Here is a 10,254-nt window from a genome sequence, read left to right as displayed (position 1 = left end):
GATCTCCTATTAACTTTTTAGTTCACATCTTTTCTACGCTTATTTCATATTCTTTACAACGCAAAAAACCTTCCATTTCCAACTCTTTCTTTGTCGGCTAATCCATAGTTAGCATCAAGAGTAATTGCCTTTAGCTTAAGTTAAGCAATAAGCCTAATTGTAGCTATACAGCATTGCATAGTCAAATGCTTTTCCCAACCACTGAAGTCAAGCGGATCATCTTTCATGACCCGCGTTTATTTTATCTACTTCAGGAGTATTGAAAGGAGTTATCATAGAATTCTCAAGTTGTGTTGCTACTTGCTCTAAGCCCTTGCTTATGGTTCGGTCTTGACCTAGAATGTTATCGAAGTGCTTGCCCTGTTGTTGCACCTTGTTATCTGACGTATCTCTCTGAGCAGCTCCTTTCATGTTATAAGCATTCTCTACACTCTTTTCGTCTTCACCTAAAAGTTTTTCTAGTACCTTCTTAACAAAGCGCTTTAGAAGACTGAAAAGTCCTTCTTCTTTTTGATTTTCTTGAGGCACATTATCTTCTTTATTCAACCCAGGCTTTTTATCACTGTATTTCTCTCTTATAGGGCTTCTACTCATCAAAGAGAAATCAACAGCCTGTGATTTAGATTCCGACAGAGCCTGAGCCTCTGCATTCAACGATAGTTGTGCGTCTGTTTGCACAGAAGTCTCTTTTTGTCTACTTTGCTCAAAGTTTTTACCTTCTGCTGTAGGCTTTTCCGGGGTGTCTTGGAGTTCTTTGTCACTTTTTGGTCCTGCAACTTTTTCACTTCTGAAGATACCCTTGCCTTTATATTGGCGGTCAAGCTCAGCAATTCTTTCGAAATCTTGATGTACTTTTTCAGCTGCATGGCTCTTTCGACTTTCAAGCTTCTGATTCAATTTAGCAATGGTCTTTACTTTATCTTCTAATGAAGATCCTTCTGGGAAAGGACCTGGGGAACGCCCAAAAACATCTTTAAATTTTTTTTCGACACCTGTTTGAGGTTTATCTTTAACTTCAGTCATACCTACTCCTAATAAAGCTTATAAAACCAGTGTGTTAGCTCATTATGTAGAAATGGTTAACACAACTTGCAATAAGTAATGTTTCTTGTGATCATTAAGAGCGTCCTATTTATATTTTTTTCATCAAAATGTTATTTACTTATTAACCTAAAATACGTAACAATGTAGAAATGAAAAACAGCCCATTAGCAGTAGTATTTGACTGGGATAATACCTTAGTTGACACCCAAGACAATATTTCTAATGCCATTAAGCATACCTTAGACTCAATGGGGTACAGTAATAAAGCTGCTGATAGAAATTCCCATGAGTCGAGAAAGATCTACATGGTCAATTTATTTGGCGATCAGTGGAAAAAAGCGAATCAGATATACCAACAATACTTAGACAATGCACTGTTGCAAAACATTACTCTAAATCAAGGAGTAGAGAAAATGCTGCAGACGTTGAAAAGCCATAATATCTATCTAGCAATAGTAAGTAATAAGAAAAACACTAATTTACGTGAAGAAGTAGCCTATTTTAAGCTAGACTCTTACTTTGAGAGAGTAGTTGGTTCATGCGATACTGCAGAAGATAAACCATCTGCAACCCCACTGCTATTTGCACTAGGAGAGAGTACGTTGCCTATAAATAAAGAAAATGTGTTTTTCATTGGTGACAGTATCACAGATATTTTATGTGCAAAAAACGCCAATTGTTTACCAATTGTATACGGCCAATCAATAAGTGGATACGAAGATTTGTTATGTTTTCAACATTTTGATAAACTTACAGATTTTATAATAAAATATTTAAAAGATAGGTAATGACTGCTGTTATGGAAATTGCCAGTATCAAAAGGCGCTTTTGTGCATATTTAATAGATGTAGCAATTTTACTAATTCTAAACTTATTAATAATACTATTGTTAAAGAATTTTCCGTTAATTTTAGATCTATCATATATGTGTGTAAATTGCAGTTACTTCACATATTTTATATCTTCAGCAGTTCAGGCAACTCCCGGTCAGCAGTTAATGAACATACATACCATAAGCCTAGACGGTTCTAAAATAGACTTGAGTTTAGCATTTGATAGAAGCATCTCTCAGTTTTTTCTTTATCTATTGAAAAACGTAATACTTATCCTTGTCGGGCTTTTTCAAGAACAAGATGCGTTAGTAAGCGTTTTCAACATATTGGTAGTAGTTATGGTAGTAGTTATAGAGCAGCTGCTTTTCCTCTGCTGGTATTTGGTTGCTTGCTTCTCTCAGAAAAAACAGACATATCACGATATGCTATTTGATACGATTGTTGTGAAAGGAACTATCAAATAGATTAAATCTTTTGCATACCCAATTTATGGTAAGAAATTTTCAGGAGAAATGCTTGGAAGTTACATGACAAAGTAAAAACACAGGGTAGTGCGCTACATGTGTGGTGTGCCCGGTAGGATTCGAACCTACGACCCACAACTTAGAAGGCTGTTGCTCTATCCAGCTGAGCTACGGGCACCAACGTATACAAAATGCTTCTTAACGCGCATGAAGTCAAGGTATTTCAGTAAATACGATGTTTATCTTGCAAGACCTTATCATCCCAGCATGGATGCAACTTTTTCTGTATTTTGTGGTCAAGGTGACAGAGTTTTAAAAGTAAGTTATTTTTATCTTTTAGTAAGAAGACAGCCCATGGATATTAAAATTGCACCTTCTATACTTTCAGCAGACTTTGCAAAATTAGGGGAAGAAGTAAGAAAAATTAGCGATTTAGGCGTAGATTATATACATATAGACGTTATGGATGGAAACTTCGTTCCGAATATTACAATTGGTTCGGGTGTTGTTTCTGCAATACGTAAGTATAGCAATCTTCCTTTTGATGTACACTTAATGGTTAAATCTCCTGGTAACCATATTGAAAGCTTTATAAATGCTGGTGCTGATATTATCACTATACATGCAGAAGCAGAGATACACCTTGAGAGACTGGTAAAAAAAATAAAGTCATACAAAAACGTAAACGATACAAAAAAAACAATTCAAGTTGGAGTTTCAATCGTTCCTTCAACTTCTCCAAATGTGCTTGAGTATATAATACATGAACTAGATATTGTGCTGATTATGACAGTCAACCCCGGATTCGGAGGGCAGGAGTTTATCCATTCGCAGCTACACAAGATATCCGTTGTGAAGAAAATGATACAAGAGCGTAATCTTAAAACGCAAATTTCAGTAGATGGTGGAGTGAGCACCCTAAACACAGCCGATATAATAAAAGCAGGTGCAGATATCTTGGTCGCTGGGTCAGCAATATTTAGAGCTGAAAATATGAAGAAAGCTGTGAACGACCTTAAAAACCTGTTGCTATAGCTGCCTGAATCTCTAGTTGAGAGACAAATCAACAACCGATATCATCCCAGTACCTGGGTACTGAGATAAAGGAGGTAATACAAGAAATCTACTCTCAATAAAAGCTCGATGATGAATCATCACTACCAAATTGTTGTCTGTTACTCCTGTTACTGAACCCAGAACGAGGACGAGTAGGTCTCTTACAATGCCCAGGTTTTCTATTGAATGAACTATTATAATAATCTCTATCACTTGAACCATCTTTCTTTTCTTCATTATAGAGCTCGCCTTCAAAAAATTCACCTGTCTCTTGATCAACGCGACGCCTTGACAATTTCGGACATCCACCTTTTTCAAAATCAATTACCAGCGCTTTGAAAACATCGCCCTGTTTAAGTATATCCTCAATAGAATCTATATGCTGATTAGCCACTTCACTTATGTGTATTTTTCCTTTTCTTCCATTGAGAAGTTCAAGCTCTACAATAGACTTGTCTATTTTGATAACTTTGGCATCAACTATTGCACCTTGCTCTAGTTCTGTTATTGAATCAATCAACATATTTTTTGCAATTTCAGCTTCAGTGCTACTCATGGCAAACACAGAAACTTTGCCGTCATCCCCTATCTCAATTTTTGCATTACTTCTTTCACATACACTGCGTATATTTTTTCCTTTAGCACCAATAGCCGCAGAAATTTTATCTTTATCTATGTAAAATGATACCATTCTTGGTGCATGGCTTTTCACGTCATCGCTATGTTCTGAAATCACTGCATTCATTTTTTCTAAGATATGTAACCTTCCAGCTTTTGCTTGCTCCAAAGATTTTTCAACAATTTCAAAGCTTATACCAGAAATTTTCATATCCATTTGCAGTGCCGTAATTCCTTCACTAGTTCCTGCTACTTTAAAGTCCATATCGCCAAGATAATCTTCATCACTCAGGATATCGGAAAGTATTGTATACTCATCTTTATCTTTGATGAGGCCCATAGCAATTCCAGCAACGGGAGCCCTTATCGGCACGCCTGTATCCATTAAGGCAAGGGAAGTTCCACAAACTGTTGCCATAGAAGAAGAACCATCTGATTCCATAATTTCGGATACTACTCTTATTGTGTAAGGAAATTCGGATTTATCAGGTAAAACAGGATGAATTGCTTTCCAAGCAAGTTTACCATGACCTATTTCTCTTCTTCCTGGTGCACGTATAGCAGAAGCCTCTCCAACAGCAAATGAAGGAAAATTGTAATGCAACATGAAATGTTCACGTCTATCACCTTCAATGTCGTCTACAATTTGCTCGTCTTGAGTAGTACCGAGAGCAGTAACAACCAGTGCTTGAGTACTACCTCTTGTAAATAATGCAGAACCATGTGTTCTAGATAAAATGTCAACTTCAACCTCTATCTGACGTATTTCATCGTGCTTACGACCGTCTATCCTCATACCTTTCTTTTTAATTATCTCGCGCGCTAAGGATCTTTCAAAGCTTTTTATTGCATATGTAATTAATTTCTCATCTTTTCCAGCTTTCTTAAGAGTGTTTAATATATCACCTCTGAGCGCTTCTAAAGTTTGAGCTCGCTGTTGTTTTACTGTTTGTGAGTACGCATTTTCAAAATCTTTACTGTACTTTTCAAGATCCTGTATTATGTCTGACATATCAATAGGAGCGGAGCTCTCAGGTTTCTTGCCAATTGCGTTAGCAAACTCTTTTATAAGCTTAATGACGGGTTGAAGGTGTTCATGACCAAATTTTATTGCGCTTAGAACATTTTCTTCAGAAAGCTCCTTTACCTCTGATTCAACCATCAAAATTGAATGCTCGTCACCAGATAAAAACAGATCTAAGCTGCTTGTTTTCATCTCTTGAACAGAAGGGTTGAGTACATAGTTGCTATTTTCATCACAACCAACCAAAGCTCCAGCTATGGTAGAGTAAAGAGGAACACCAGAAATTGCAAGGGCTGCAACAGTACCAATCAATGCTGGTACTTCAGGAGGGTTGATCGTATCATAAGTTAATAAATTGCACGCCACACTGACTTCATCGTGAAAACCTTCTGGGAATAGCGGTCTTATGCTTCTATCTATTACCCTTGAAATTAAAGTTTCCCTATCAGATGGCTTACCTTCTCTTTTAAAAAAGCCACCGGGAATCTTGCCCATGGCATAGCTTTTTGCAATAAATTGTACATTTAGAGGCAGGAAATCAACATTTTCTTCCTTCTTTTTACGTACAACAGTTACTAAAATGGAAGTATCCCCGTAATTTACAACGACTGAACCATCAGCTTGACGTGCTATTTTTCCAGTTTCTAAAGATAAGGTACGCCCACCCCAGTCTATAGATTTTTTTATAATTTCAAACATACAAAATTCCTCGATTATTTTCTAATGCCTAACTTCTCTATTAACTCCTGATAGACCTGATTACCAAACTTACGCCTTATATAATTTAAATGTTTGCGTCTTCTACCTATTAATATAAGTAAACCACGCTTAGAGTGATGGTCATGCTTGTGCACTTTAAAGTGCTCAGTTAAGTTACTGATCCTTTCGGTTAAAATAGCACATTGTACAAAAGATGAACCTGTGTCATTTTCTTTAATAGCATATACATTTATTAAATTCTTTTTCTTTTCTGATGTTATTGACATCTAAACCTCATTTCAAATATTAAAAACACGAATAGGTTTTACACAACCATAAGTAAAACTGCAGATTGCAACGGGTAAATTACCCACTATCGTACAAAAAATATCATAATTCTTTAAATTGCGCAAGTTATTTAATACGATTTCCTGACCTTTTCTGATTTTCTCCGCTTCCTCTGCGGAAATTTCAACCTTGAACATTGATTTTAAAGCTGACGCGATGGGGATAATAAAACTTTTTGCATTACTCTCTATTACCCCATCACCTTCTGTCATCCCAGTGCTTGACACTGGGATCCATTCTTCTTTTTTTCTGGATTCCAGCGTCACACGCTGGAATGACACCGAAAAGCGAATTTTTTCAACAAGCTGTTCAATTGTCACTGATTCAGTTTCTCTAAAACTGCCTACCATGGTCCTTCTTAATTGGGTGATATGTCCAAAGCAATTTAATGCAATTCCAAGATCTCTTGCAATTGACCTCACATACACGCCACTACCGCACAGCATAGAAAAATCAGCACTGTTATTTATGGTGTCAGCAGAGATCAATTTCAGTTCATATATTCGCACTAAGCGGGGCTTTATATTCGCTTTTTGCCCGCTTCTTGCTAATTTATACGCCCTTGTCCCGTTGATTTTTATTGCTGAGAATTGAGGAGGAGTTTGTGCTATCTCGCCAACAAAGTTCTTGATCGCGCAGTTTATTTGGTTATACTCAGGTTTTATGTTGCTAGCTTTAATGGTATCACCATCTAAGTCGTCTGTGGTTTTTTGCTCTCCCCATTTTATTGTGAAATTGTATGCCTTTGAATCGCAAAATAAGTATGGTATAGTTTTTGTCGCTTCACCAAGGGCAATTGGCAACACACCTGAAGCTAAGGGGTCAAGGGTTCCCAAATGACCAGCTTTTTTAATTCCAAAAATCTTTTTAACTTGGGCTACAGCTTGTGCAGAACTAATTCCTATCGATTTGTCGAGATTCAGCCAACCATGTATCATATATTAACTGTACATGATTAGTAGCAATTTAGGAAGTAACTCAGAATATACTTATTTTGTTAAATTATTATAAAAAAAGGCTTGACTAACATGTGTTATTAATATATACTTAATTTTTTATTATTCATATTTTAAGAGGTTATTATGCCAAACGACGAAAAAAATCAAAACACACCAAGCATATGGGCATGCGAAAACGCTGCACATATCACAAAAATAGGTATCGAAGGTACAGTTACAGTTGCATCTTTAACAGCAGCAATAACAACAATACTCGTTGCTACTGGTGCAATTGCTGGGCCTGCATTTTTAGCATCTGTTGCTAACCCTGTTGGAATTGCAGCTTTATTCGTTGCCGCTGTATACTTTACCGCAGCAGCTTATTCTTCATATCAGCAAATGCATAAGAATGAGGAAATAAGTGCTGTAGCTAAAGATGACATGGTTGGCAAGAGTGAAGTTGTTTCAACATTCCTTGATAAATTGAAAAACAATCCAGAACAGATTAAAAGTTTGCAAGGTATACTTGGTGGAACGCCACAGCAAAGTATACTTGGAGCCAGAGGTTAAGCTAAGAATAATCAGAGGTAGATCATTTCTACCTCTTTCCTTTGCCTCAACTATATCCTCATCAAAATCTATCGCTTCTGCTTTTTTTGAAAGATGTCATCCAAGTAGCTCCTTTTCCTGTCATGCAAGTAGCTGACACTGGCATCCAGTTTTTGGTAGTCTCATTGAAAATGCTGTATAGTGCTCTTGTTTATGATCAGTTTTGCTGGATCCCAGTGTCCAGACACTGGGATGACATCCTCCTGGTAGGCTCAAATTGCGATATTCGTACAACCATGTGTCAGCTACTTACATGACACCACTTTTGCTTCAATATTCACCATACCTCTGAATAGATATGATCTTTAAATATGTGACTTCAGCTCTTCAGCGTATAAGCTCCCTAGCCCTACCTTATAGTTAGGATAAACTAAAGAGATGCCAAGATCTCTTTTAACTTTAACGTTGCTTACTTTTTTTGATCCTAAATAAAAACTCTGTGTGCAGTCAGGCAAGGAAGAAACCTCCACTGGCTCTGGAGCACTAACATTCAGAAGTTTGGCCGCGTATACTACCACTTCAGATTGTGTAGCGGGCAAGTCGTCTGCACAATTGTATATTTCACCGGGTTTTATGTTTTGCATGGAAGAAAATAAAATATTCGATATATCTTCAACATGAATACGAGAAAAAAAATGTCCTTCTTTTCGCACATTTCTTGCTTTACTGAGTTGCAAATCAACTAATACGTTTCTACCGGGACCGTATATTCCAGCCAAGCGAAAAACATGAACAGGTAAATTGCTATTTAGCCATTTCTTTTCGGATCTAAGGCGATTTTCTCCTCTGTGTTCTGCAGGTTTTGTTTCAGATTCTTCTGTAACCCAATTACCAGCGTGGTCGCCATAGACACTAGTTGCAGATAGATAACCAAGCCATTTGACATTTTGAAAGTAATGGCCATATCTCTCCAGCACATCATCACCATCTGGCGGGATGGAAATTAAAATATGTGTTACGTCTTGAAATGTATCTTTGCCCACTTCATTGTAATTAAAGAGACTAACGCTTCGTATACCTTGATTTCTTGAAGTGCCGCTAACTTTACAACCTAAATTCAGCAACTTTTTCGATAGAAACCTAGCTACATATCCATAACCGAAGCAAAACAAGTGCATGGAAATTAGTTTTTGAAATTTTTCTTAATAAATTCTACACCCAATCTTATTCCTTCTTCATTGATAATGTGGCCCAATGCATGAATTGGGTGCCCCTCAACATTTATTCCATTTTCCTTTAGAGCTTTAACTGCCAAATCAAGAGAAGAAAAAGGTACTACATCATCAGCATCACCATGGATAATGCACATGTTGGGCTTTGATTTGATCTCTGGTGCAACTTTTGAAGGCGAAAGAAACCTACCAGAATATGCAACAACCGATGCACAAGACTGGGAGCGGGTAAGAGCTGTGTGTATTGCAAGCATTGCCCCTTGGGAAAACCCAATCAAAGAAAGCTGTGCATCATTTAAGCTAAGCTCTTTTAACTTCGTATCAATAAAATGATTTACTATCGATGTAGCACTTTTTACTCCATTATATAGCGCCTCTTTACTGCGATCTTCTAAGCTGAACCATTGATAACCATCACCTCTTTCCCTTTCAAATGGAGCACTTGGTGCTATAAAACAAGAATCAGATAAAGATTTGCCCATAACTTTAGCAAGATGAACAAAGTTATCACCGCTTGATCCCCAGCCGTGTAAGCAAACAATTAAATTTTTCTTATTTCCACTCGCACAAATTTCTGGACCTTTAAGTTCAATCATTTCTTTTCTTTTTGTGTTTATACCTTTATTTAACACTGATTTTCAGATTTGTAAAAACTATATTGTTCCATTATTAAAGAGAAAAGGAGCCCACGTTAATTGTTTGTGCAGGGATTTATTTAGGTATATATTTTAGTTTATTTAGCAAAAGCCATGAGCATTGATGATAGAGTAGTTTTTAAGATTTACAAACCAACAAGAACTGCAACACAATCAGGCTTAGGTAATACTCACTTTTGGCACCTAAGAACTGAACCTGATCCTTACTATATTGAACCTCTGATGGGATGGGTTGGCTCAAAAAACCCCAAAAAACAGATTGTATTAAAGTTTGATTCCCTTGAAAAAGCAGTATTCTACGCAAAAAAACGCAATGCTAAATATGTAATTGAAATGCCAAAAGACATTAAGAGACGCCCAAAGTCTTACGCGAGTAATTTCATACCTAAGTAAGTTCTGTTGTAGAACATAGGCTTCACAGATGCTCCTACTATAAGAAAACTGTATCATTCAAGTAGTTCATAGAAACAGAGTCAAAAAACTACTTGACAAATTTCTCCGATTCCCTTATAATGATACTCAAGCTATTTGTTTATCTTCGCAATCTGCGAAGGTTAATGACAAAAAACTTAGGGTATTTGGCATCTCATGTTTAAATTTTTGCACTATGTGCACCTTACGTCTTTTTAAAACTTCTGGTTTTCAAGCTGAAACGCACTTATGAGTTGTTTAAGACAGTATAGAACGTCAAATAGACAAGGGAGAATTTGAATACTAGCTGCTCTGGGTTTCTTTTACCTTTTTTCCTGCTTAGTAAATTTCTTAACGTTTACAGTTTTGGTTGTTTACATTT

The 10,254-nt window shown here is 36.7% G+C and carries 12 protein-coding genes, 1 tRNA gene and 1 pseudogene; 6 read left to right on the top strand and 8 right to left on the bottom strand.

Going from position 1 to position 10,254, the window contains the following annotated elements; translation table 11 throughout:
- Window positions 1-101: pseudogene (locus GO685_RS01680) on the top strand (IS982 family transposase); the annotation flags it as partial.
- A gap of 115 nt (window positions 102-216) precedes the next feature.
- Here GO685_RS01680 and GO685_RS01675 read toward each other — a convergent pair.
- Entirely contained in the window at window positions 217-1,023 is an 807-nt protein-coding gene (locus GO685_RS01675; RefSeq protein WP_175937291.1) for a hypothetical protein, read from the bottom strand.
- A gap of 170 nt (window positions 1,024-1,193) precedes the next feature.
- On the opposite strand from GO685_RS01675, the gene GO685_RS01670 reads away from it, so the two are divergent.
- Together GO685_RS01670 and GO685_RS01665 are read left to right on the top strand one after the other, a co-directional pair.
- Window positions 1,194-1,832, top strand: a complete 639-nt coding sequence (locus GO685_RS01670; RefSeq protein WP_175937290.1) for an HAD family hydrolase — start codon at window positions 1,194-1,196, stop codon at window positions 1,830-1,832.
- Window positions 1,832-2,341 carry an RDD family protein gene (locus tag GO685_RS01665; RefSeq protein ID WP_175937289.1) on the top strand — a complete coding sequence of 170 codons (510 nt, stop codon included), beginning with the start codon at window positions 1,832-1,834 and terminating at the stop codon, window positions 2,339-2,341. Before GO685_RS01670 ends, GO685_RS01665 begins: the two co-directional genes overlap by 1 nt.
- Window positions 2,342-2,442: 101 nt before the next feature.
- Here GO685_RS01665 and GO685_RS01660 read toward each other — a convergent pair.
- A tRNA-Arg gene (locus GO685_RS01660) sits at window positions 2,443-2,519 on the bottom strand.
- Between the two features lie 29 nt (window positions 2,520-2,548).
- Between GO685_RS01660 and rpe the strand changes: the two genes are divergently transcribed.
- On the top strand, window positions 2,549-3,376 hold the full coding sequence (gene rpe / locus GO685_RS01655) for a ribulose-phosphate 3-epimerase (RefSeq protein WP_175937288.1): 828 nt from the start codon (window positions 2,549-2,551) through the stop codon (window positions 3,374-3,376).
- 94 nt (window positions 3,377-3,470) lie between these two features.
- On the opposite strand, the gene pnp is transcribed toward rpe, so the two are convergent.
- From pnp to truB, 3 genes are read right to left on the bottom strand one after another with little or no spacing between them, the layout of a single operon-like run.
- The gene (pnp, locus tag GO685_RS01650; RefSeq protein WP_175937287.1) at window positions 3,471-5,738 is read right to left on the bottom strand and encodes a polyribonucleotide nucleotidyltransferase; all 2,268 of its coding nucleotides are present in this window, start codon (window positions 5,736-5,738) and stop codon (window positions 3,471-3,473) included.
- Between the two features lie 14 nt (window positions 5,739-5,752).
- Window positions 5,753-6,025, bottom strand: coding sequence for a 30S ribosomal protein S15 (gene rpsO, locus GO685_RS01645; RefSeq protein ID WP_175937286.1), 273 nt, complete (start codon window positions 6,023-6,025; stop codon window positions 5,753-5,755).
- Between the two features lie 12 nt (window positions 6,026-6,037).
- Entirely contained in the window at window positions 6,038-7,021 is a 984-nt protein-coding gene (gene truB, locus GO685_RS01640; RefSeq protein ID WP_410543291.1) for a tRNA pseudouridine(55) synthase TruB, read from the bottom strand.
- A gap of 147 nt (window positions 7,022-7,168) precedes the next feature.
- Between truB and GO685_RS01635 the strand changes: the two genes are divergently transcribed.
- Entirely contained in the window at window positions 7,169-7,594 is a 426-nt protein-coding gene (locus GO685_RS01635; protein WP_175937284.1) for a hypothetical protein, read from the top strand.
- 120 nt (window positions 7,595-7,714) lie between these two features.
- Here the strand turns inward: GO685_RS01635 and GO685_RS05850 are convergent, their stop codons facing one another.
- The 3 genes from GO685_RS05850 to GO685_RS01620 all read right to left on the bottom strand — a co-directional run bounded on the left by GO685_RS05850 (window position 7,715) and on the right by GO685_RS01620 (window position 9,401).
- Complete coding sequence (locus GO685_RS05850; protein ID WP_410543290.1) at window positions 7,715-7,849, bottom strand: hypothetical protein; 135 nt, start codon at window positions 7,847-7,849, stop codon at window positions 7,715-7,717.
- A gap of 89 nt (window positions 7,850-7,938) precedes the next feature.
- Window positions 7,939-8,751: an SDR family oxidoreductase gene (locus GO685_RS01625; protein ID WP_175937283.1), complete on the bottom strand. Its 813-nt coding sequence runs from the start codon at window positions 8,749-8,751 to the stop codon at window positions 7,939-7,941.
- 5 nt (window positions 8,752-8,756) lie between these two features.
- Window positions 8,757-9,401 (bottom strand): alpha/beta hydrolase, encoded by a 645-nt coding sequence (locus GO685_RS01620; protein ID WP_175937282.1) that lies wholly within the window; start codon window positions 9,399-9,401, stop codon window positions 8,757-8,759.
- A gap of 153 nt (window positions 9,402-9,554) precedes the next feature.
- Between GO685_RS01620 and GO685_RS01615 the strand changes: the two genes are divergently transcribed.
- A complete protein-coding gene (locus GO685_RS01615; RefSeq protein ID WP_175937281.1) occupies window positions 9,555-9,854 on the top strand; it encodes an NADH dehydrogenase ubiquinone Fe-S protein 4 in 300 nt (99 codons plus the stop codon).
- Window positions 9,855-10,254 lie beyond the last annotated feature (400 nt).

Source organism: Wolbachia endosymbiont of Madathamugadia hiepei, assembly GCF_013366855.1.
In the GTDB taxonomy this organism is placed as follows: domain Bacteria; phylum Pseudomonadota; class Alphaproteobacteria; order Rickettsiales; family Anaplasmataceae; genus Wolbachia.
The sequence above is the reverse complement of the archived record's forward strand: the minus strand, read 5'-3'. Positions and strand labels throughout refer to the sequence as shown.